At 44.7% G+C, this 23138-nt stretch carries 26 protein-coding genes; 24 read left to right on the forward strand and 2 right to left on the reverse strand.

Annotation, left to right across the window (positions count from 1 at the left end):
- Both V7D18_RS15585 and V7D18_RS15590 read left to right on the forward strand, forming a co-directional pair.
- Positions 1-330, forward strand: a 330-nt coding sequence (locus V7D18_RS15585) for a GTP-binding protein (RefSeq protein ID WP_426155438.1), incomplete at its 5' end; no start/stop codon positions are given.
- A 17-nt stretch (positions 331-347) separates the two neighbouring features.
- On the forward strand, positions 348-1301 hold the full coding sequence (locus V7D18_RS15590) for a GTP-binding protein (protein ID WP_426155440.1): 954 nt from the start codon (positions 348-350) through the stop codon (positions 1299-1301).
- 90 nt (positions 1302-1391) lie between these two features.
- Here V7D18_RS15590 and V7D18_RS15595 read toward each other — a convergent pair whose 3' ends face one another.
- Positions 1392-2699, reverse strand: coding sequence for a polysaccharide deacetylase family protein (locus V7D18_RS15595; protein ID WP_426155828.1), 1308 nt, complete (start codon positions 2697-2699; stop codon positions 1392-1394).
- 294 nt (positions 2700-2993) lie between these two features.
- On the opposite strand from V7D18_RS15595, the gene V7D18_RS15600 reads away from it, so the two are divergent.
- Positions 2994-4229 carry a D-alanyl-D-alanine carboxypeptidase family protein gene (locus V7D18_RS15600; RefSeq protein ID WP_426155442.1) on the forward strand — a complete coding sequence of 412 codons (1236 nt, stop codon included), beginning with the start codon at positions 2994-2996 and terminating at the stop codon, positions 4227-4229.
- A gap of 99 nt (positions 4230-4328) precedes the next feature.
- On the opposite strand, the gene V7D18_RS15605 is transcribed toward V7D18_RS15600, so the two are convergent.
- A complete protein-coding gene (locus V7D18_RS15605) occupies positions 4329-5372 on the reverse strand; it encodes an AraC family transcriptional regulator (RefSeq protein WP_426155444.1) in 1044 nt (347 codons plus the stop codon).
- 141 nt (positions 5373-5513) lie between these two features.
- On the opposite strand from V7D18_RS15605, the gene V7D18_RS15610 reads away from it, so the two are divergent.
- From V7D18_RS15610 to V7D18_RS15710, 21 genes are all read left to right on the forward strand, one after another.
- Positions 5514-6872, forward strand: coding sequence for a glycoside-pentoside-hexuronide (GPH):cation symporter (locus V7D18_RS15610; RefSeq protein WP_426155446.1), 1359 nt, complete (start codon positions 5514-5516; stop codon positions 6870-6872).
- 13 nt (positions 6873-6885) lie between these two features.
- Positions 6886-8466: a cellobiose phosphorylase gene (locus tag V7D18_RS15615; protein ID WP_426155448.1), complete on the forward strand. Its 1581-nt coding sequence runs from the start codon at positions 6886-6888 to the stop codon at positions 8464-8466.
- The gene (locus V7D18_RS15620; RefSeq protein WP_426155450.1) at positions 8447-9628 is read left to right on the forward strand and encodes an ROK family protein; all 1182 of its coding nucleotides are present in this window, start codon (positions 8447-8449) and stop codon (positions 9626-9628) included. Before V7D18_RS15615 ends, V7D18_RS15620 begins: the two co-directional genes overlap by 20 nt.
- A gap of 205 nt (positions 9629-9833) precedes the next feature.
- Positions 9834-10082, forward strand: a complete 249-nt coding sequence (locus V7D18_RS15625) for a PspC domain-containing protein (protein WP_288825777.1) — start codon at positions 9834-9836, stop codon at positions 10080-10082.
- A gap of 35 nt (positions 10083-10117) precedes the next feature.
- The gene (locus V7D18_RS15630; RefSeq protein WP_104438483.1) at positions 10118-10438 is read left to right on the forward strand and encodes a PadR family transcriptional regulator; all 321 of its coding nucleotides are present in this window, start codon (positions 10118-10120) and stop codon (positions 10436-10438) included.
- A complete protein-coding gene (locus V7D18_RS15635; protein ID WP_426155453.1) occupies positions 10435-11181 on the forward strand; it encodes a DUF1700 domain-containing protein in 747 nt (248 codons plus the stop codon). The genes V7D18_RS15630 and V7D18_RS15635 overlap by 4 nt, the downstream gene beginning before the upstream one ends.
- Complete coding sequence (locus V7D18_RS15640) at positions 11178-12068, forward strand: hypothetical protein (RefSeq protein ID WP_426155454.1); 891 nt, start codon at positions 11178-11180, stop codon at positions 12066-12068. Before V7D18_RS15635 ends, V7D18_RS15640 begins: the two co-directional genes overlap by 4 nt.
- Before the next feature lie 39 nt (positions 12069-12107).
- On the forward strand, positions 12108-12287 hold the full coding sequence (locus V7D18_RS15645) for a PspC domain-containing protein (protein WP_117417952.1): 180 nt from the start codon (positions 12108-12110) through the stop codon (positions 12285-12287).
- A gap of 119 nt (positions 12288-12406) precedes the next feature.
- Positions 12407-12628 carry a small, acid-soluble spore protein, alpha/beta type gene (locus V7D18_RS15650; protein WP_117418183.1) on the forward strand — a complete coding sequence of 74 codons (222 nt, stop codon included), beginning with the start codon at positions 12407-12409 and terminating at the stop codon, positions 12626-12628.
- Between the two features lie 71 nt (positions 12629-12699).
- On the forward strand, positions 12700-13872 hold the full coding sequence (gene cbiD, locus V7D18_RS15655; protein ID WP_426155457.1) for a cobalt-precorrin-5B (C(1))-methyltransferase CbiD: 1173 nt from the start codon (positions 12700-12702) through the stop codon (positions 13870-13872).
- Positions 13873-13915: 43 nt separating this feature from the next.
- Complete coding sequence (cobI, locus tag V7D18_RS15660; protein ID WP_426155458.1) at positions 13916-14593, forward strand: precorrin-2 C(20)-methyltransferase; 678 nt, start codon at positions 13916-13918, stop codon at positions 14591-14593.
- A 2-nt stretch (positions 14594-14595) separates the two neighbouring features.
- Positions 14596-15363 carry a precorrin-4 C(11)-methyltransferase gene (cobM, locus tag V7D18_RS15665; RefSeq protein WP_426155459.1) on the forward strand — a complete coding sequence of 256 codons (768 nt, stop codon included), beginning with the start codon at positions 14596-14598 and terminating at the stop codon, positions 15361-15363.
- Complete coding sequence (locus V7D18_RS15670) at positions 15360-16397, forward strand: cobalt-precorrin 5A hydrolase (protein ID WP_426155461.1); 1038 nt, start codon at positions 15360-15362, stop codon at positions 16395-16397. Before cobM ends, V7D18_RS15670 begins: the two co-directional genes overlap by 4 nt.
- Positions 16394-17134: a precorrin-3B C(17)-methyltransferase gene (gene cobJ / locus V7D18_RS15675; protein WP_426155463.1), complete on the forward strand. Its 741-nt coding sequence runs from the start codon at positions 16394-16396 to the stop codon at positions 17132-17134. The genes V7D18_RS15670 and cobJ overlap by 4 nt, the downstream gene beginning before the upstream one ends.
- The gene (gene cobK, locus V7D18_RS15680) at positions 17127-18545 is read left to right on the forward strand and encodes a precorrin-6A reductase (protein ID WP_426155465.1); all 1419 of its coding nucleotides are present in this window, start codon (positions 17127-17129) and stop codon (positions 18543-18545) included. The genes cobJ and cobK overlap by 8 nt, the downstream gene beginning before the upstream one ends.
- 10 nt (positions 18546-18555) lie before the next feature.
- Positions 18556-19137, forward strand: coding sequence for a precorrin-6Y C5,15-methyltransferase (decarboxylating) subunit CbiT (gene cbiT / locus V7D18_RS15685; RefSeq protein ID WP_426155467.1), 582 nt, complete (start codon positions 18556-18558; stop codon positions 19135-19137).
- Positions 19121-20509 carry a cobyrinate a,c-diamide synthase gene (locus V7D18_RS15690; RefSeq protein WP_426155469.1) on the forward strand — a complete coding sequence of 463 codons (1389 nt, stop codon included), beginning with the start codon at positions 19121-19123 and terminating at the stop codon, positions 20507-20509. The genes cbiT and V7D18_RS15690 overlap by 17 nt, the downstream gene beginning before the upstream one ends.
- Complete coding sequence (locus V7D18_RS15695) at positions 20470-21048, forward strand: GNAT family N-acetyltransferase (RefSeq protein ID WP_426155471.1); 579 nt, start codon at positions 20470-20472, stop codon at positions 21046-21048. The genes V7D18_RS15690 and V7D18_RS15695 overlap by 40 nt, the downstream gene beginning before the upstream one ends.
- Before the next feature lie 3 nt (positions 21049-21051).
- Positions 21052-22134 (forward strand): nicotinate-nucleotide--dimethylbenzimidazole phosphoribosyltransferase, encoded by a 1083-nt coding sequence (gene cobT, locus V7D18_RS15700; RefSeq protein ID WP_426155473.1) that lies wholly within the window; start codon positions 21052-21054, stop codon positions 22132-22134.
- A complete protein-coding gene (locus V7D18_RS15705) occupies positions 22131-22676 on the forward strand; it encodes a bifunctional adenosylcobinamide kinase/adenosylcobinamide-phosphate guanylyltransferase (protein WP_426155475.1) in 546 nt (181 codons plus the stop codon). Before cobT ends, V7D18_RS15705 begins: the two co-directional genes overlap by 4 nt.
- A 169-nt stretch (positions 22677-22845) precedes the next feature.
- Entirely contained in the window at positions 22846-23097 is a 252-nt protein-coding gene (locus tag V7D18_RS15710; protein WP_117418172.1) for a TM1266 family iron-only hydrogenase system putative regulator, read from the forward strand.
- Positions 23098-23138: the final 41 nt, after the last annotated feature.

The raw sequence follows: 23138 nt of genomic DNA on the forward strand, positions 1-23138 counted from the left end.
GATCATGAGGGTGGCTGCAGCTGCGGTCATGACCACGATCATCATCATGCAGATGAAGTATTCAGCAGCTGGGGACTTGAGAATGTGCCTGCAATGAGTAAGGAGACACTGGATCAGATTCTTGACGAACTTGCATATGGAGATGGTTTTGGAGATGTACTTCGTGCCAAGGGCATGATTCCCGGCACGGAAAAGGGAACATGGCTTTATTTTGATCTGGTACCGGAGCAATATGAAATTCGGGACGGGAAACCGGAATACACCGGAAAGGTTTGCGTAATCGGGGCTGATCTGAAAGAAGAAGAGTTAAAACAGGCCTTTGGCAAATAGATGAATTGGAGGGAATCATGAGTAATATCGACGAAATGGAAGATGATTTTATGCCGGTTTTCCTGATCGACGGATTTTTAGAGTCAGGAAAGACCCAGTTCCTTCAATTTACCATGGAGCAGGATTATTTTAAGGCGGAAGGGAAGACACTTCTCATTGTCTGCGAAGAAGGCGAAACGGAATACAGTGATGAGCTGCTGAAACGGACAAAGACAGCAGCCGTTTACATCGACAGCCTGGAAGAACTAAACCAGGAAAGACTTCTGGAACTGGAGCTTTTGTATAATCCGGAGAGAGTTTTAATCGAATGGAATGGCATGTGGAATTTAGATGATTTGAAGCTTCCTGATGACTGGAAGGTCTATCAGCAGATAACGCTGATTGATATGTCTACCTTTGATCTGTATGCTGCCAATATGAAGTCACTTTTGTATTCCATGGTGCGCGATTCTGAGATGATTATCTGCAACCGCTGTGATGGAATAGAGGATTTGTCCGGCTATCGGCGTACACTAAAAGCCATGTGCCTCCGGGGAGAAATTGTGTTCGAAGATTCTGAGGGAGAAGTCAATGAAATCGCAGAAGAAGACTTACCTTATGATATCGGCGCCGATTTAGTGGAAATTTCACCGGAAGCATATGGAATCTGGTATCTGGACTGCATGGAACGCCGGGACCGTTACGAAGGGAAGACCGTGGAATTTACCGCCATGGTTTTAAAGACTCCGGACTTCCCGAAGAATTATTTTGTACCCGGCCGTATGGCCATGACCTGCTGTGAAGACGATATGACGTTTCTGGGCTTTATAACCAAGTCCAGGGATGCCAAAGATCTTGAGACAAAGCAGTGGGTTCGCGTAAAAGCCAGAATTGCATATGAATACTGGAAAGATTACGAAGGGGAAGGACCGGTTTTATATGCCGAGTCGGTAGAACCTGCAAAACCTGTAAAAGGAGTTGTGCAATTTTAAAAGAACGATATTAAAAAAGACTGACACACACTGGTTATTTAATTTAACCAGTGTGTGTCAGTCTTTGCATATGGACTATTATTATCATTATTATTTCATAGGCGGAACCGGCTTAGGTCTTGCCGGATCAAATATATCAGATACATTAAATAAATCACTTAAACTGTCAGGATAATAAAACATCCGGTAACCATCCAAATTCCTTCTGGCTTGTCTGAAGTAATCAGGTCCAAGCTGCATCCAGGTGGTCTTGCTTGCATCTACGTTGCAGAAGTAGCGGAAGCCCTTGGATTTTAAATATGTAAAACGTTCATTGCTGTCTGTGTAGGGAGTCCAGCTTCCGATATCGCTTCCAAAGGGAAATAGTATGATATCAGTAGGTCCGATAATAGACTCTACATTGCGTTCCCACTTATCCGTATCAGTCTTAAAGTGTTCCATGGAAATAGAACCCATATTGCGGTGTCCCCAGCTGTGGGAAGACAATTCCCAGCCGTGGTCCTTTAACGCCTGTGCAACCCTGGCAGCCGCCTGGCGGTCTGCTTCGTAATTGGGGTTGGTATCTTTATAGGCTTCGTCCGTCCGGTAGCCGAGAATTCCATTGTATCCGGTAAAGGCCAGGATTCCTCTTGCGCCCCTATAGGAAAAACCGGGGTGGGTCTTTATAAAGTTTTCAAGAATCGGCACTACATCATAATCACCGACAGAAACACTGCCGTCATCCATCTGCATCTCACAGGTAGGATAGCCATCCTCTCCGATAATCATGCGGGTGGCAAAGCCATCCCCCTGCATATATTCATAATAGCATAAATCATCCTGAGACAACACAAAGGCTTTTTTCCCCGGAGGCAGCATAATGTCTCCATATACAAACTTTGGATTGCCGTTTTCATCTTTCGTTTCATAAGCCAGATCATGAATTTTTACAAGAACATAACCCTTGTCATACATGGACTGCATCATTTTTATAAATTCATCTTTGGTAGTCATCATCTGGTTGTATCCGTCCTGCTTGGAATCACCGTCAAAGGCCTTAGATGTATCCATAATCAGTGAATGGAAAAAAACATGGGTGACATCCTGCGGATTCATCCGGACAAGGGCAGCTTTAGATGCCTCATAGCCGGTAACAGCTGAAACAACTTCCTCTTTTGCTGCTAATGCGGCATCGGATTTTAAAAGGTTAATGGCTCCGTCATAATCATATTGGGATGCGAGATTCTCTGCGTTTGATAAAAGAGCCATCAGATCATCTGCCTGTGATGTACTGGCATTGGTAGTTTCCTCAGAAGCAGGCTGTGCTTCACTTTCGGAAGAAACAGATGCCACCGATGAATCAGCGGGCAGGATTCTATGCCCCATCTTCTTATTAATAATGATACCGCAGAGTATCATTATTATTACAATCAGCAGTCCGGCAAGAATGACTGCTATCAGATTTTTTGGATTTTTCGGCCCTTTTCCAACAGTCCATTTTCGATAATCATTTTGATTCATAACGAAACCTCATAATTCTGTTATATTTTTGGTTGTAACTATTACTAAAATAACATTCCCTGTCCAAGTATAGCATACTTTGTAGAAAGATGAAATGAAAATGGGGTAATTTTTTTCAGTAAAAGTGGCATATGTAGGGGAAGCAGTCCCATACAATGATAGAAAGGTATTGATCAGAGGAACGTGTATAACATGAAAAGAGTTACAGCATTTTTATTAAGCTTTTTTCTGCTATTTTCCTGTTTATGTCAGACGGCGGCAGGGCAGGTGCCGGATATAGCGGTTGCCTCGGACATGATTGTAAAGGCGGAAGAGGCCCAGGCAGTTAACACAGAAGGCGGTCCGGCGCTGCAGTCTCCAAGTGCGATTTTAATGGAAGCATCTACCGGCCAGGTCATTTACGAGAAGGATGCAGATGAAAAAAGAAGTCCTGCCAGCATCACAAAAATTATGACGCTGATCCTTATTTTTGATGCTCTGGAATCTGGTAAGATTAAAATGACGGATGAGGTTGTGACCAGTGCTCATGCCAAATCCATGGGCGGATCCCAGGTATTCCTGGAAGAAGGAGAAGTTCAGACGGTTGAAACTCTGATTAAATGTATCGTTGTAGCGTCAGGAAACGATGCCTCCGTTGCCATGGCAGAATACATAGCAGGAACAGAGGATGAATTTGTGAAAATGATGAATGAGCGGGCAGCTGCACTGGGAATGGCAAATACCCATTTTGAAGACTGCTGCGGTCTTACGGAATCCCCCACTCATGTAACCACTGCCAGAGATATTGCAATTATGTCCAGGGAACTGATCAACAAGTATCCCCAGATTCATAATTACTCCACAATCTGGATGGAAAACATCACCCATGTGACAAAACAGGGAACAAAGGAATTTGGACTTTCCAATACCAACAAGCTTTTAAAAATGGCAACAAACTTTCAGGTAACTGGTTTAAAAACCGGATCTACATCTATTGCAAAGTACTGTCTCTCTGCGACTGCCGAAAAAGACGGTGTCCGTCTGATTGCTTCCATCATGGCTGCGCCGGATTATAAAGTGAGATTTGCAGATGCCCAGACTCTGTTAAATTACGGTTATGCAAACTGCAAGCTGTATGAAGACAAAGAGATGCTGCCTCTTCCGGATATGGTTGTGGATAACGGTGTAGAAGAGATAGTTCCTTTAAAGTACGGCGGTTCGTTTTCTTATTTAAGCCTGAAGGGAGAAGATTTTACTGCGATAGAAAGGAAGCTGGAGCTGGTTCCTTCCGTGACTGCTCCCGTAGAAGATGGGCAGCCGGCAGGAAATCTGATCTATACTCTTGGCGGGAAAAAGATCGGCGAAGTACCGGTTCTGACAGCGGGAGCTGTGCGGGAGGCGAAGTTTGGGGATTATTTGAAACGTCTGCTGCATGTGTTTAGTTTGTAGCACGTCTGTTTTTTTGGATTATAGCAGCAGGTATCCTTTTCATTTCTTACAGAGGATACCTGCTGTTATTTATGCTTTTTGTGAAGGCGGCGTAGGTATTCATTTATTTTTCCGATATTCTCCCGGAGTCATATGAAAGGTTTCCTTAAAAATCCGGTTAAAGTGTTCCGGATTTGTATATCCGATAATTTCACAAATGGAAGAGATGCTTAAATTTGTATTTTTAAGAGCCCGGCAGGCTTTTTCCAGCCGGATGTTCCGGATAAGCTTAATAAAGGTCTGGCCTGTATGTTCCTTGACCAGCTTGCTGAAATGGGGAACGGAAAAGCCGAAATGTTCTGCCGCAGAGGAAAGCGTGATATCCATGAAATGAGTCTGAAAGTAATTCAGGATATCAGGAAGGGCAAGGTTTTCATGGGTGGTATTTAAAAAACTTTCCAGATGCTTTTCATGGCGGCGCAGCAGGATTGCCCAGAATGTGAGAAGATAGCTGTCCAAAAGGGGGTCAGAGTACTTTTCATGTCCGTAGAATTCAATATAGATGTCTTCAACCAGAGAGCAGATTACCTCGTCCGACCTGGTATGAAACAGCAGGTAATTGTTTTCCGTTTTTTTATACAGGGTATAGGCAAAAAACAGGGACAATGCATTGTTGTTGGCGAACAGCTCAAAAAAGGTAGCGTGGAAGGCATTGGATTTTATCATGATATTAATCACAATACTGTCATCAAATACGGCAATGCTGTGCTTGGTTTTGGGCGGAATAATACATAAATCTCCGGCCTTGCACACTCTTTTTTTTCCTTGTATGGTATTGGTGCAGGTACCGGAATAAACGTAAAAGCATTCATAAAATTCATGCTCGTGAATAAATTCGGGAGAATAGCGGTTATGCCTTGCAATGTAAATATTCTGGGAGCTGGATTTGAAAAATGTGTTTTCAGATATATACGGATGCCATATTGGGTGCAGGCAGGGGACATAGAGCTGGCGTCGTTCAATATATTCCTGGTCCAACGAATTCACAAGTGAGGAGAAATTCTGGGGAGAGCGTTGTTCTGCTTCATAAAGGCGGCGGTAAAATTCTTCATCTTCATTATATGTAAAAATATATTCTTTAAATTTGTTCTTGTGTATTTTCATGGCAGCTTCCTCCGGTCATGTTCTTTCTACCAGTGTACCATCTTAAAAAATATCAAGTCAATAACATAAATTAGTCATTAGTCAAAATCATTTCCAGATGATAGGATACAACTATCAATGAAAATGGAAAGGTAGGAGAAGATGGATACTTTTGAGAAAGAGATTAAAAAAAGCAAGTGGAGGCAGCGGATTGGCTATGGTTCTTCTGATTTTGCCTGTAATCTGATCTGGCAGGTAATTTCTTTGTACTTATTATATTTTTATACAGATGTGATGCATTTAAATGCAGCGGCAGTAAGCGTTATGTTTCTGGTAACTAAAATTTTTGATGGATTTACAGATTTGGCAGTGGGGATTCTTATTGACAGAACCAATACGAAATGGGGGAAATCCAGACCATGGATATTTGCAGGTGCGGTACCGTTTGCAGTGACTGCGTTTCTGGCGTTCAGCGTACCGAATATTTCACAGAAGGGGATGCTCATTTATGCATATGTAACCTATATGCTTTTATCTCTTGCCTATACCATTGTAAATATTCCCATGGCCTCCATACTGCCGTCTCTGACAGCAGATCCTCAGGAGAGAACCAATCTGGCTGCCAGCCGTGTGTTTTTCTCTTATATGGGTTCTACTGTAGTATCTGCTTTTGCTCTCAAGATGGTGGATCGGTTTGGAAATGGAAATGAAGCCGTAGGATTTCGAATCGTAATGATGATTTTCGGTATCATAGGCTGTCTGGTATTCTTTTTCTGCTTTTTCAACACAAAGGAAAGAGTGCAGGTAAGTGAAGAAAAGACAAGCCTGAAGGCCAGTATTAACTGTCTGATTCACAATAAACCATGGCTATTGTTTGCTGCCAATATTATCTGGTTTTTCGGCGGCTTTATTATTCAGGCAGGAGCCATCATATATTACTTTACTTATAACCTCAACAATAAAGAGCTTTCAAGTGTGGCGGCGACCATTACAACCTTAATCCCTGTTATTACAAACCTTTGTGTTCCGTTTCTGGCTCGACTGACTTCAAAAAGAAATCTAATGATAACTGGTTCTGTGTTCCACGGAGCCGGACTTCTTATTGTTTTCGCAGGGGGAACTTCAGTTCCAGTCGTGCTTGCAGGTGTGACAGTGTCAGCCTTGGGATATGGACTGAAGGGAAGCATGCATTTCGCCATTCAGCCTGATCCGGTGGATTATGGGGAATGGAAATCAGGTGTTAACATTGCAGGAACCATGTCAGCAGTAAACGGATTTATAGGCAAGGTGGGAATGGCAGTCGCAAGTTCTGTTGCTGCAGCACTTTTGGCATCAAGCGGTTATGTGGCAAACGCACAGGTCCAGACAGACTCTGCCTTAAATGCCATCAGTGCCATGTATATCTGGATCCCTCTTGCAACTAATATTTTGACTATTATTACTTTCCTGATGTATGACCTGGATAAAAAACTTCCGCAGATTAACAGGGAGCTGGAGGAAAGAAGAGCGGTAAAACGTTAAGAAAGGAATAATTATGGCATCAGTCAGTATTGATTTAGAGATGAAGAGAGTTACCAATGAGGCATTTATAGAGAAAGCAAAAAAGCTGGAGGGAAAGCTGATAGAAAATCTGGTGAAACCGGCGGGTATTGTAACTGTGGATGAAAAAGGGAAGATTCATCCAGGAGCAAAGCTTAATGATTTATCCAGTATTTTACTGAAAAAAGGAGATTCTATTGTTCTGGATTTTGGAGATCATCAGGTAGGATATGTCAGTTTAAAGCTAAAATCAGCCGGAAGTCCTCAGGATGCACCAGCATACTTAAGGCTGAAATTTGGTGAAATTGCCAGAGAAATAATAGAAAATTCCGAAGAATACAATGGCTGGATCAGCAGGGGATGGATTCAGGAAGAGTATATACATATTGATGTACTTCCCGTATGTTTGGAACTTCCAAGAAGGTATGCGTTCCGCTTTCTGGAGATTTATGTGGTGGATACCTCTTTAAAATACCAGGTGGCGGTGGAGGAAGTTATGTGCAGGGCCGTTTCGGCAGTGAGTATGGAAGGGGTGGCATCTGTTGCTAATCCGCTCATGAGACAGCTGGACAGAGTCAGCTTACGGACGCTTCAAAACTGTATGCAGTCTGTGTTTGAGGATGGTCCCAAACGTGACAGGCGGCTTTGGCTGGGTGATTTAAGGCTGCAGGCACTTGCCAATTATGAAACCTTTAAAAATTATGATATGGTTAAAAGATGCCTGTATTTATTCGGCGGACTTACCAGAGATGACGGAGCCATCGGTGCCTGCCTTTTTACAGAGCCGGAGTATCTTGTAGATGATACTTTTTTGTTTGATTATTCTTTGTTTTTTGTATCCACTCTGAAGGACTATTATGAGGCCTCAAAAGATCTGGAAACCTTAAAGGAGCTTTGGCAGCCGGCTTACCGGCAGATTGAACTGGCAAGAGAGCGTTTCAATGATAAGTATTTAATTGAAGGCAGCGACAAGTTCTGGTGCTTTGTTGACTGGAAAGAAGGACTTGACAAACAGGCCAGTGCTCAGGCAATCTATATCTATACCCTGAAGGCAGCGATTGAGCTTGCTACGATTCTGGGGGAAAAAGAGATTGCAAAGCAATTACAGGAGGAAAAGGGGTATTGCAGCAGTGCGGCTTTGAAGTATTTATGGGATGAAAAGCTTAATGTGTTTGTCAGCGGGGCCAAACGTCAGGTTTCTTATGCAAGCCAGGTATGGATGGTACTGGCAGGTGTCATAAAAGGTGAAGAGGCTGGTGCGCTCATAAAACGAATTACAGAGATGAATCCCGCTATGGGGATGGTGACGCCTTACATGAATCATCATTATGTGGAAGCGCTGATTCTGTGCGGAGAAAAGAAAATGGCAGTGGATTATATGAAATATTACTGGGGCGGAATGCTTTCCCAGGGGGCAGATACATTCTGGGAACTGTATAACCCGGAAAATCCGGAAGAATCTCCCTATGGTTCATCCGCTGTAAACAGCTATTGCCACGCATGGAGCTGTACTCCAGCCTACTTGCTGCGAAAACTGGAGAAGGAGGAGAATATGGATGGAATATCTGGTAATTGATGCAGGTGGTACGTTTATTAAGTATGCACTTATGAACGAACGAGGGGAAATTGTTGAAAAAGACAAAGTCAGGACAAAGGTTTATGAAAACAATCAACTGGAGGATTATCTGGAAACCCTGTATTCCATTTTCAAAAAGTATGAAGACAGGGCAAAAGGGATTGCCATGAGTGCTCCCGGGATATTAGACAGTGAAACAGGATACTGCTATACAGGCGGGAAGATAAGGTGTGTTTCAGGTCATAATATGGTTGAGCTGCTTCAGGAAAGATGCAAAGTGCCGGTTACAATTGAAAATGACGGGAAATGCGCGGCTCTGGCAGAAAAATGGATGGGAAGCCTGAAAGACGTAAGAAATGGGATTGTGCTTGTGCTGGGGACTGCTGTCGGAGGAGGTCTGATCATCGACGGGAAGATCTATAAGGGAAAGCATTTTTCGGCAGGAGAATTCAGCTACATGGCAGTATCAGATGAAAATCTGGACCAGATGACTGGATACTGGGGAACAACAGGAGGAACTCCGGCCCTGGTAAAAGCAGTGTCAGAAGAAACGGGAATTTCGAAGGAAGAGCTTGACGGAATCCGGATCTTTGAGATGGCAGAACAGGGAAATCCGGAAGTGTTAAAGGGGTTAGACCGCTTTACGAAACAGCTTGCGGTTCGGATTTATAATTTGCAGGTACTTTTTGATGCGGAGCTTGTGGCAATCGGAGGCGGTATCAGCAAACAGCCTCTTCTGATTGAGTATGTCAGAAAACATGTGGAGAAACTTTGTAATGAGAATCCTCTGCGGAAGCTGTCCCCATTTTTACCCACACCGGAGGTAACTGCCTGCCGCTATTTTAATGATTCCAATCTCATTGGTGCATTGTATCATTATATGGAGAAAAACAAAATCGGGAGGTTTCATATGATAAAGAAAACAGTTTATATACCTACTGTAGCAAGTGTACAGGAATTTAACAGGATTTGCAGTCATTTTGACTGTGAAATGGATTTATCCCAGTCAAAGTACATGGTAGATGCAAAATCCATTATGGGAATTTTCAGCCTGAATCTGGAGGAAACGCTGGAACTTACAGCTTACACAGATGAGGAAGAAGAAGTTGAGAAGGCTTTTGATAAGTTTCTTGTAAAAAATAGTTCAGATACACGAAGTTAAAAAGCATAGGCTAAAAATTTTCTTCGGTTTTAACTCCCTTAGTCCCTGATTACGCGGGCTAGGGGTTTTTTGCATTTTTTTCTGATAGGTGTTGACAACTAATATTATATAGCATATAATAACAATATATTATACAACATATAATATACAAACCTAAATAATATTATAAATGATAATTAAAAAGTCAGAGGAAAGGTGGTCAATCGTGGGATCGAAACGTTTGTACCGTTCAGTGAAGAACAAAGTTTTATTTGGAGTTTGCGGAGGAATAGGGGAGTATCTGGTTGTGGATCCGGTTATGATAAGGCTGATATGGGTTCTGCTCATGCTGTTTCAGACATGGAGGCATCTGTTTCATTTATTTACAGGCGCATCCTTAATCGGCGGAAGTATTGCCATTTATATACTCGCAGCAGTGATCATACCAAAGGATCCTGGAGAAAGCAGAGAATAAAGGAACACCCAGGCAGGAAAGATAGGAGTGGACGTATGGTTTTTAACACAGGAGCAGCATTATTGGACGCCATTGTCCTGGCGGTCGTATCGAAGGACCAGGAGGGAACTTACGGCTACAAGATCACCCAGGATGTGAGAAATGTTATTGAGATTTCAGAATCAACGCTTTATCCTGTGCTTCGCAGGCTTCAGAAGGAAGAATGTCTTGAAGTATATGATCTTGCATACGATGGAAGAAACCGCAGGTATTATAAGATTACGGAAAAAGGGCGGATACAGTTAAATCTCTATAAGAGCGAATGGGCAGGCTATTCGCAGAAGATATCCCGTATTTTTGAGGAGGCACATATATGAACAGGGATGAGTTTATGAGAGAGCTGGAATATCTGCTGGCGGATATTCCGGATGAAGAAAAAGAAGATGCAATTGAATATTACAGAGATTATCTGGAAGAAGCTGGGGCGGAGAATGAAGATTCGGTGATTCGTGAATTTGGAAGTCCGGAGCGGATCGCAGCCATGATCCGGGCTGATATGAACGGTCATTTAAAGGACGGCGGTGAATTTACGGAAAGCGGTTATCAGGATGAACGCTTTCGGGATCCTAATTTCCAGATGGCAAAGCGCTACGATCTCCCGGAGGTTACAGAGCAGCCGGAAAAAGACAGTGGGTATGAACAAACGGGAAGGAGACCTGCAGAAAGCAAACCCAGGGATGGCAGACGTCTTATTAAGATTATTTTGTGGATTATACTGATCATCGCTGCATCCCCTATGCTTTTTGGCATTGGCGGAGGGATTGTAGGCATACTGGCTGGTCTTTTCGGAGTTTTGGTTGCAGCAGTGGTGGCAGTAGGAGCAATCACTTTTGCATTACTTGCAGCCGGATTTGCCCTGGCAGTTGCTGGTTTTACTGCCATGATCATTCATCCCTTAGACGGAATATTGTTACTGGGGCTGGGGATACTCATACTTGGTCTTGGCGTCGTCTCACTGGCAGTGTGCAGCGTATTTTACGGAAAGTTTCTTCCATTTCTGTTTCGAAGCTGTATCAATATGTTTAGCAGATTATTGCATGGAAGGAGGGCCCGGACATGAACAAATTTGTGAAAAAATGTCTGATCGCAGGAATAATTCTTGTGGTTGCAGGAGGAGCTATGGCTGCAGCCGCTGCCTCCTATGGAGCTAATATCTGGGATATTGCGCCGGGGGAAGTGGTCCACTGGAGGAATAATTTTTCATTTGACGATATGGATTTTGAAAATCATGCAGTGGAAACAGGAGATTATTCCTACCTTGATCTTGATGAACCTGCTGAATCAGGCCGGCAGATTTATACCACCGGTACAGCAAAAAGCCTGAAAGCGGAGATCAGGGCGGGAAGGATTTTTATAAAAGAAGATCCTGCTGTGAGTGAATTAACCATATATTGCAACAAAGACGATGGCAACTGGCATATAGGAGAATCCAATGGAGAACTGGAACTGACTGCCGGCGGCGGGATTATGACAGATGACTCAGATCTGGTTATGATAATCAGTGTGCCAAAGGAGTATCGTTTTTCAAAAGTGGATTTAGAAGTATCCAGGAAGAAAGGCATGATGAAGAGAGAGGGAGCCACTCCCATTGTAGTCTGCCGTTCCTTATCTGCAGATGATATGAATCTGGAAGTAAAAGCAGGCGCACTTACCGTCAGGCAGGGCAATGTCAATGATTTAAATCTTGAATGCAGTGTGGGAGCTTTGGAATATACCGGAACAACCACTGGTGATATCAATGGAGAATGCAGCGTGGGTGCAGTAAAACTGCTTCTTTCCGGGAAAAAGGAAGATTATAATTACAAGGTTCAGTCAAGCCTTGGGGCCATTAAAATTGCAGATGAACAGATGGCCGGCGTTGCCAGCGGAGATAACTGGGATTATTCTGCTGACAAGGACATGAGTCTGGATTGCAGTACAGGAGCAATTGAAGTTAATTTTTATTAATAAAGTCACCATAGTGAAAACAAGAGAGGAGATTTAATCATGGAGAAAAAATTATACCGTTCTGATACGGACAAAATGCTGTGCGGTGTATGCGGCGGAATTGCAGAATATTTTGATGTAGACCCCACAATTATACGTCTTTTATGGGCGATTCTTGCCTGCACGGGTTCCGGAATTGTGGCTTATATCATTGCAGCAGTGATTATACCAAGAAGATAGTTTTATTTAAGAAGAAAGAAGCGGTATTTTGCTTCTTTCTTCTTGTTTTATTCAAATGGAGTTTATTTCCATCTGAAACGGGCATACTCTTTTTAGATTTATGAAAGGAGAACGACAGTATGCCAAAAGGAAAGAAAACAGAACCCTTTGATCCCCGCAACTTAAAACCGGAGGAGATACTTAAATTTGAAATAGCAACGGAGCTTGGTCTTGACCAAAAGGTGATAACCGGAGGCTGGCGCTGTTTAAGTGCAAAGGAGAGCGGCCGGATCGGCGGTCTGATTACCAAAAGAAAAAGAGAAATGAAGAACGACGCAATTGAGAAAAAAGAGGAAGTATAGGTAAAAAGCAGGAAATTCCTTGCACCGGAGGCAAAAATCTCTTATAATATTTTTCAAAGAGGAAGAGAAATATGGAAAAAAGAGAATTGCGATGCGGATTTACCACTGGTACCTGTGCGGCTGTTGCTGCCAAAGCGGCGGCAGCAATGCTGCTTTCGGGTAACCTGCTACAACATATGAAGCTAATGACGCCAAAAGGGACGGAAGCCGATCTGCCCCTTTTTCATGTTGTCATGAAGCAGGACAAGGTGTCCTGTGCAGTCAAAAAAGATGCAGGTGATGATCCGGATGTTACCGACAAGGCGCTGATCTTTGCATCTGTGGAATTCTTAAATGAAGCTTTAGAAGGCGGATCTATAGCCGGCTGTTCTTTCATAAGAGAAAGGACCGGTGAATTCGGGCAGCTGGTTTTAACAGCACTGGAAGGTGTCGGCCGGGTGACCAAACCCGGCCTTTCTTCACCTGTTGGATATCCGGCTATTAATCCGGTGCCCAGAAGCATGATCTTTGATGAAGTGGATGAAGTAAGAAGAATGGCCGGTTTCAAAGGCGCCTTGCTGATCTGTGTGTGGATTCCAAAAGGCAGGGAGCTGGCTGAAAAAACATTTAATTCAAAGCTTGGAATTACAGGGGGACTGTCCATTCTTGGAACAACCGGAATCGTAAAGCCCATGAGTGAGGAGGCTCTGGTTGCAACCATTCAGCTGGAGCTTCATATGAAAGCAGTGGCCGGGCTGAAACGGGTGATTTTAACGCCGGGCAATTATGGAGAGTCATTTATAAAAGAAGAGTTAAACCTTCCGGAAGGGGAAGGCGTTACCGTCAGCAATTTTATCCGGGAATCCTGCAAAATGGTGAAAGAAGAAGGGTTTGAGCAGATCCTTTTTGTGGGACATATCGGAAAGCTTGTAAAGGTTGCGGGCGGTGTGGAAAATACCCACTCCAGGTATGGAGACCGCCGTATGGAGGTGCTTTGGGATTGTGCCCGGGCTTTTTTAGGCAGTGAAGAGAAGCAAGCCATCCTTTCGGCCAATACCATGGAAACGGCTGCCGGTATTTTAAAAGAACTGGGAGTCTTAAAACCGGTAATGTCTCAGGTAGTAAAGAGAATAAAGGCATATATGACGCAGTGGACAGGGGGAATACCCGTGGAAGTAATTACGTTTTCAAACACTCTGGGGATTCTTTCCATGACACCGGCTGCACCGGAGATGATTAAGAAATATTTTACGGCGGATACATAAAATCAGAATAACAGACAAGTGAAAGCAGACAGGAGGTTACCATATGGCTGGAATCATGTATGGCATCGGAGTGGGCCCGGGAGATCCGGAACTGATGACCTTAAAGGCGGTCCGGAGAATCCGGGAAGTGGATGTCATTGCCATCCCCCACAGTGATAAAAATATTTGTACGGCATACCAGATTGCAAAGGCGGCAGTTCCGGAGATTGAGGAAAAGGAGTGCCTTTATCTGCCCATGCCCATGACAAAAGATAAGAAGGTTCTTATAGAAAGCCATGAATCTGCTGCAAAAGCGGTGATGGAACGGCTGGACAGAGAGGAAAATGTGGGATTTATCACTCTCGGGGATGTCTCCATCTATTCCACCTGCAGCTATCTTTTAGACAGGCTTTGGAAGGAAGGCTATGCAGCACGGCTGGAAAGCGGAATCACATCATTTTGCGCCGCTGCGGCAAGACTTGGCATCCCTTTGGTTACAGGAGCAGAGGAACTTCACATTATCCCCGCATCTTATCAGATCAGGGAGGCGTTAAAGCTTCCCGGTGTAAAGGTTCTTATGAAAGCAGGGAGACAGATGAAGGCGGTTAAGGAAGAAATCAGAGCCAGCGGACTTGAGGCTGTTATGGTGGAGAACTGCGGCATGTCAGATGAGCGGGTTTATCATTCACTTATGGAGATTCCCGACGAAGCAGGTTATTATTCATTGATTATAGTGAGGTAAACATGGTACATATTGTAGGAGCAGGTCCGGGAGCACCGGATTTAATAACAGTAAGAGGGAAAGAGCTTTTAGAACATGCGGATGTAATTATTTATGCAGGTTCTCTGGTAAATCCGGCTCTTCTGGATTATAAAAAGGAAGGCTGTGCTGTCTATGACAGTGCGAAGATGACACTGGAAGAAGTCATTGGGGTCATAGTACAGGCGGAGTCAAAAGGAGAAATGACAGTCCGTCTTCATACAGGAGATCCCTGTATTTACGGAGCCATCAGAGAGCAGATGGATGAGCTTGATGACAGGGGAATTAACTATGAGGTCTGCCCGGGTGTCAGCTCCTTCTGCGGCGCGGCTTCCGCGCTTAAAATGGAGTACACCCTTCCGGATGTAACACAGAGTGTGGTTATAACCAGAATGGCGGGGCGTACGCCGGTACCGGAACGGGAATCCATTGCCTCTTTTGCCGCTCACGGCGCAACCATGGTAATTTTTTTAAGCACAGGAATGCTGAGAGAACTGTCGGAAGAACTGATTCGGGGCGGGTATTCACCGGAGACGCCTGCAGCAATTTGTTATAAGGCGACATGGCCGGAGGAAAAGACAATAGTCTGCACCGTTCAGACGCTTGAGGAATGTGGGCTGAAGGAGCAGATACGCAAAACAGCGCTGATTCTGGTAGGAGAGGCTGTGTCACAAAGCAATTACAGGCGATCACTTCTCTATGACCCGTCATTTACTACTGAATTTCGGAAAGGAACCGGGGAGACGGTATGAAAATTGCTGTCATTTGCTTTACAGAAGCAGGAGTCAGTACCGCTCTTAAGCTGATGGAAGGACTGATAAAAGAGGGAGACATTTGCGAAGGCTTTGGAAAGGGACGGGGATTAAAGCCTCTCACATCGCCACTGGGAGAGTGGACCAGGAAACAGTTTCTGGAAAAAGACGGAATTGTGTTTATCGGAGCAATGGGAATTGCGGTCCGCTCCATTGCCCCCTGTTTAAAAGGAAAAGCAGTGGACCCCGCAGTTGTGGTTTTAGATGACGAAGGAAGGTTTAGTATTTCTGTGATTTCCGGTCACTTAGGGGGAGCGAATGAACTGACTGGACGCGCAGCCAAAATCACAGGAGGCCAGGCTGTGATTACCACCTCTACCGATATACATGGAAAATTTGCCGTTGATCTGTTTGCAAAAAGACTGGGGCTTGCCATAACAGAGCTGAACAAGGTAAAGAAGGTATCAGCGGCTGTGTTAAGGGGAGAAACGGTTGGATTTTTCAGTGACTTTCCAATAGAAGGAAAGCTGCCGGAGGAATTATGCCCAGGAGCAGATGCTGACATAAGTCTGTTTATTACTCTTTTCAATCTGCCGGAGGAAGGAAATACGGATCATCTGCTCAGGCTTGTTCCAAAGATTCTGATTCTGGGAATCGGATGCAGGAAAGGGACACCTGTCACAGCTATCCGGGATGGGGTATCAAGGGTTTTAAAAGAGCATAATTTATCTCCACTTGCCGTAGCAGGCTGTGCAAGCATTGATTTAAAGAAAGAGGAAGAAGGTATCTGCGCATTTGCCGCAGAAACGGGAGTTCCTTTTTATACATATCCGGCAGAGGTTCTTGCCGGAATAGAAGGAGAATTTACCCCTTCCCCATTTGTAAAGCAGATTACGGGTGTGGACAATGTATGCGAACGGGCAGCGCTTTGCTGTGTTAAGGAGCTGGGTGGCGGAAAACTGATTGTAAAAAAAGAAGCGGCTGCCGGCGTGACAGTTGCGGCTGCAGTCAGGGATTGGAAGGTAATGATATGAGAACAACAGGTAAATTGTATGTGGTAGGGATTGGTCCGGGTTCCTATGAGGATATGACAATCAGGGCAGTGAGTGCGTTAAAAGACAGTGAGATTATTGTAGGATATACGGTGTATGTGGATCTTTTGCGGGAACATTTTCCGGAGAAAGAGATGCTCACCACACCCATGCGGCAGGAACAGGAACGGTGTCAGATGGCAATTTTAAAAGCGCAGGAAGGAAAACGGGTTGCCATGGTCTGCAGCGGAGATTCTGGCGTATATGGCATGAGCGGTCTCATTCTTCAGCTGGCAGAAAATTCCCAGGACTTGGAAATTGAAGTGATTCCCGGTGTCACAGCAGCACTAAGCGGCGGAGCGGTGCTTGGCGCACCTCTCGGGCATGATTTTGCCGTAATCAGCTTAAGTGATCTTCTTACGCCTATGGAACTGATTGAAGACAGGCTGAAAAATTCGGCCCTTTGTGATATGGTCATCTGTCTTTACAATCCGTCAAGTAAAAAACGGGCGGATTATCTGAAAAATGCCTGTGAAATCGTGCTGCAATACCAGAAACCGGAGACGGTCTGCGGTCTTGTAAGAAACATCGGCAGAGACGGAGAAGAGATGGAGGTTTTATCTCTTTCCCAGTTGAAAGATGCCGATGTGGATATGTTCACGACTGTTTACATAGGAAATTCCATGACCAGAGAGATAAACGGCAGAATGGTCACACCAAGAGGATATAAAAATGTGTAGAATTTTGATTTTCGGAGGAACAACAGAAGGACGGCTTCTGGCAGAATTCTGCCATGAAAACCAGATTGAGGCATGGGTCAGCGTTGCAACAGGATATGGGAAGATGCTGCTTGTGGAAAGCCGGTTTCTCCATATTCATGATACTCCCATGGATGGGAAACAAATGGAAGCCTTTATCAGGGAAAAAGGAATTATCCTTGTACTGGATGCCACTCACCCGTATGCTGCCGAAGTGAGCCGGAATATTCTTCATGCATGCACTGCAACAGGGGTTGAACGTTTAAGGATACTAAGGGAGTCGTTAAAAGACAGCGGAGAGGGAGATCATGCGGTATGGGTGGACACCATGGAGGATGCCATCCGCTTCTTAAACCAGAGCTCAGGCAATGTGCTGGCGACGACAGGAAGCAAGGAGCTTGAATCCTATACAAAGCTTGAAGGCTTTGAGGAACGGGTCTATGCAAGAGTTCTTCCCACTGTATCCGTACTCACTGCCTGTGAGCAGATGGGGTTTAAGGGAAACAGGATCATTGGAATGCAGGGACCATTTTCTCTCCAGCTGAACCAGGCCATGATCAGACAGTATGGTATCCGCTTTCTCGTTACAAAGGAAGCCGGTCAGGCGGGAGGTTTTTTGGAAAAACTTCAGGCTGCTGCTTCCTGTGAAATAACAGCTGTTGTAATTGGACGCCCTTTAAACGAAGAAGGGGTGGGCTTAGAAGAAGCAAAGAAAATTTTAATAAAGAAGAAACCGGCAGAGACAGCTTCCTGTAAAGGAGCCATTTATTTAATAGGAACCGGAATGGGCGGACCGGAGCAGATGACGGTGAAAGCCTTAAAAACTCTTAAGAGCTGCCAGGTGGTATTCGGGGCTGAGCGGATTCTTCATGATATCGGAGACTTAAGCTCGGATGTATTAAAGCTGCCTTATTATTTAAGTAAGGATATTCTTCCCTGGCTGAATGAACACGGGGACTATAAGAGGATTGCAGTTCTTTTCTCAGGAGATGCCGGTTTTTACAGCGGTGCGGAAAAAATGGCTGCCGCTCTTTTAAAGGAACCGTATTCAGAACTTTATGAAACGGAAATTCTTCCAGGGGTATCTTCCGTCTCTTACTTATGCGCCAGACTTAAGACCGGCTGGGAGAATGTGCGGCTGATCAGCCTGCACGGCAGAGACTGGGATCTGGTGGAAGAATTGAAAAATAATCAGAGAATATTCGCCCTGCTGGATAAGCGTAATTCAGTAAACTCTTTGTGCAGTCTTTTAGAGGAGAACGGATATGAAAATGCGCGTCTGTCTGTAGGTGAACGTTTGTCCTACGAAGATGAGCGGATCACCATAGGAACACCAGAAACGCTTAAGAATCAGACGTTTGATATCCTGTCGGCGGTATTGATTGAGAGGTGAGAGGTGGCAAATGAGAGATGAATTGTTTGTGCGGGGCGAAGTTCCCATGACCAAAAGCGAGGTCCGGGCGGTTTGTGTATCCAAGCTGGAGCTGGGCCCGGACTCCATTCTTTATGATATTGGAGCAGGTACCGGCTCGGTATCCGTTGAGGCATCCGGGTATTTAACCAACGGTAAAGTTTATGCAGTGGAAAAAAAGCCGGAAGCACAGGTACTGATAGAAGCCAATAAAGAGAAATTTTCTGCAGATTGTATCACAGTGATAAAAGGAACCGCCCCGGAAGCCTTATCCGGTCTTGAAACAGCCACTCATGTTTTTCTGGGAGGTACTTCCGGAAATTTAGAAGAAGTTTTAGATCTTGTTTTAAGAATGAATCCGAAAGTCCGGGTTGTTGCTAATTTCATCGCTCTGGAATCCTTATCTGAAATGCTTCTGTGGCTGAAAAAACATTCCATAGAAGCGGAGATTGTTCAAATGCAGGTTTCAAGGGCGAAAACAGCAGGCAGTTATCACATGATGATGGGGCAGAATCCCGTCTATATCATTTCCTTCGGAGGGGAAGGAGGAATGCCGTTTGAATCAGGGAAATAAACGGATCATGCTTGCCGCACCAAAAAGCGGCAGCGGAAAAACCATGATAACCTGCGGGCTTTTGCAGGCATTTTTGTTAAGAGGCATTACCTGCCGCTCCTTTAAGTGCGGTCCGGATTACATTGATCCCATGTTTCATAAGGCTGTTCTGGGAATAGACGGAGGAAATCTGGATACATTTTTTCTGGATAAAGATTCTGTGAGAGAACTTTTCATCAGGGAGTCGCAGGAAACAGAGATTTCAGTCATCGAGGGAGTCATGGGTTATTATGACGGAATGGGCGGAGACAGTACTTGGGCAAGCTCCTATGAAGTGGCCTGTACAGTAGAAGCGCCGGTAGTACTTATCCTTGACTGCGCAGGCGCCAGTCTGTCTCTGGCCGCTGTTTTAAAAGGTTTTTTGGAGTTCAGGAGAGACAGCCGTATCCAGGGAGTGATTTTAAACAGAATATCACCTGTCATGGCAGAGCGGTTAACTCCCCAGTTAGAGGCGTTTGGAATCCGCGTTTTTGGGTATCTTCCCCAATGCGCAGAGGCAGATTTTTCCAGCCGCCATTTAGGGCTGGTACTTCCTGGTGAAGTGGAAGGAATGAAGGATAAATTAAAAAAACTGGCTTATAAAATAGAAGAGACAGTTGACATAGACGGACTGCTTGAATTATCAGGAACTGCCCCTGTGATTTCTTTTGAATCTGAAAGGAAAGAAAAAATAACCGCTTCCGGTGAGAAAGTACGGGTGGGAATCGCCGTTGATGAGGCCTTCTGTTTTTATTATCAGGAAAACAGAAAGCTGTTAGAGGAGATGGGGGCAGAACTGATCCCGTTCAGTCCGATCAGAGACAGCCGTCTGCCGGATGGAATCTGCGGGCTTATACTGGGCGGAGGATACCCGGAACTTTATTTAAAACAACTGTCTGACAATCAGGATATGCTGCGGGAAATCAGGCACGCCAACGCAGACCGCCTTCCCATACTGGCGGAATGCGGCGGTTTTCTCTATCTTCATGAAGAACTGGAATCAGAGGAACATGAAGTCTGCCGGATGGCAGGAGTTATTCCTGGCAGGGCCTTTCCAACAGGCAGATTAAAGCGGTTCGGATACATAGAAGCATCTGCGAAAGAAGATATGCCGTTCCTCAAAAAGGGAGAGTCTGTCAGGGGACATGAATTTCATTACTGGGACAGTACAAATAACGGAACACAGATGGAGGCGCGAAAGCCTGGGCGGAATGTGAAATGGGATTGTGTGCTGGCAAAAGATAATGTAATGGCAGGTTTTCCCCATTTTTATTACCCATCAAATCCAGGTCTTCCAGGAAGATTTTTAGAAGCATGCAGACAGATTATGAAACGGAAGGGGAAAAACCCATGAAGGAATTTGAAATACGGAAGGGAACTCCAGAGGATATAGAGCAGATTGCAGAGCTTTATGATGCTGTAAATGATTATTTGGAAAGTCATATCAATTATCCGGGCTGGAGAAAAGGAATTTACCCTGTGAAAGAAGATGCAAAAGATGGTGTAGATAAGGGAACTCTATATGTGCTTTGGGCGGATGGCAAGGCAGCAGGTTCCGTAGTTGTCAACCAGTTTCAGGAAAAAGGATATGAAACGGCAGCATGGAAGCAGGAAGCGAAACCAGAGGAAGTGGCAGTGATCCATACGTTTTTAGTGCATCCTGATTTTCTTGGCAGAGGATTTGGCAAAAATTTGCTGGAGTTCGCAGAAGAGAAAGCCAGGGAGCAGAAAAGAGCCGTAATCCGTCTTGACGTAAATGAAAAGAACACGCCTGCCATAAAGCTTTACAGGAAGCTTGGCTACTGTTTTGCAGGAAAGGCAGATTTAGGTTACGGAGAATATGGAATTCCATGGTTTGAATTATATGAAAAAAGCTTAACTGGAAAGGCGTAACGGATGAATGAGGAACTAAAGGATTATTTATCGCTGATACAGCCGCCTGATAAAAAGGCAATAGAGACTGCACGCCTACGCTGGGCCCATGTAGCCAAACCTTTAAACAGTCTGGGTGTATTGGAAGATGATATTGTAAAAATAGCGGGAATCAGAAAAGATGCTCATGTATCCTTACATAAACGGGGACTTCTGATTCTTTGTGCGGATAACGGGATTGTTGAGGAAGGCGTTACCCAGACCGGAATGGAAGTCACAGCAGTGGTAGCGGAAAATATGACAAAAGGCAACAGCAGTGTCTGTATTATGGCAAACCGGGCCGGTGTGGATGTATATCCGGTTGATATGGGCGTTGCAAGAGATCTGGTGTCGGGCTCCCGCTATCCTCTTTTAAACAGAAAAATTGCATATGGAACAAAGAATTTCCGGAAAACAAAGGCAATGACAAGAATTGAAGCTGTTCAGGCAATTAAAACAGGGATAGAACTCATGGGTGAACTGTCTAAGAGCGGTTATGATCTGGTGGCGACAGGAGAGATGGGAATCGGAAATACCACTACCAGCAGTGCAGCTGCATCCCTTCTTTTAAAGCAGGACCCAGAAAAACTGACAGGAAGAGGTGCCGGATTAAATGATGCCGGATTGAAACAGAAGCGGAACGTAATCCGGGAGGCCGTGGCCCATTATGGTCCCGGGTGTCAGGATGAAGTGGATATACTGTCAGCAGTGGGCGGTTTTGATCTGGCTGGTTTGACGGGAGTATTTTTAGGGGGAGCCATTTATCGGATTCCCGTGCTTTTAGACGGCTTTATATCCGCTGTGGCAGCACTTGCGGCAGAACGGATCTATCCGGGGTGCCGGGATTTTATGATTGCATCCCATGTGTCCGCGGAACCGGCAGGACATATACTTCTTGAGGAACTGGGACTGCCGCCTCTCATACAGGCCGGTATGTGTCTGGGAGAAGGAACAGGAGCGGTTGCAGCAGTCCCTCTGCTTGATATGGCAGCGGATGTATATGGAACCATGAGCTCCTTTGAGGATATTGAAATCGAGGCTTATAAGCCCATGGAGGATCAGCCATGACTGCCCTCATAATCGGAGGAAGCGGAAGCGGAAAATCGGAATATGCAGAGAACCTGGCAGTCTCTTTCGGGGGCAGCAGGATTTATATCGCCACCATGAAACCGTGGGATGAGGAGTGCGCAAACAGAATTGTAAGACATAGAAAAATGCGGGAGAAAAAACAGTTTGAAACTGTGGAATGCTACCGCAGCTTTAAAAAACTGGAATTTGATAAAAGGCCATCCGTTGTTCTTTTAGAATGTATGTCAAACCTGGTTTCCAATGAATTGTTTGGTTTATGGGAGGAAGGAGACATACCGGTGCTTGACAAAAACGAAACGGCAGCCGAAATTGCAGAAGGAATCATAAATTTAGAGCGTCAGACCGATCATCTGATTATTGTTACAAATGATGTGTTTTCAGACGGAGACAGTTACAGCCCGCAAACCAATGACTACCGGCAGGTTCTTGGCAGGGTCAATCGGCTTGCAGCAAAAAGAGCTCATATGGTGGTGGAGGTAGTGGCAGGAATCCCCATCAAAATCAAAGAAGGAATTAATTGAAAAAAATCCTCAAGTATGTTATATTTATCACATAGTAGCATCCTGATACCAAAAACCAGTTTTGAGGTAGAAGGTTCGGCATTTGAGGAATTGTTTGTCTGCCGCGCCTTTTTGGCGCGGTTTTACTTTTTTCAAATGATGAAGGGAAGACGGAAAGAAGGGGATAAGCATGGAAACGAGAATTGCTGTTATCGGTATTGTTGTGGAAGAGGAAGATTCTGTGGAAATTTTAAATGAGATTCTTCATGAGTACCGGCATTTCATCATCGGACGTATGGGAATTCCATATCCAAAAAAAGGAGTGAGCGTCATCAGCATTGCGGTGGATGCCCCTCAGAGTACGATTTCCGCCCTGACCGGAAAGATCGGGAAGTTAAGTGGAATCAGTTCCAAAACAGCCTATCAGAATGTGAATGCTTAGAAGTACAAAAAAACACTGACGGGAAAGCAGATGCTGACCCA

Origin of the sequence: Lacrimispora sp. 38-1 (assembly GCF_049890855.1) — a bacterium.
GTDB lineage: Bacteria > Bacillota > Clostridia > Lachnospirales > Lachnospiraceae > Lacrimispora.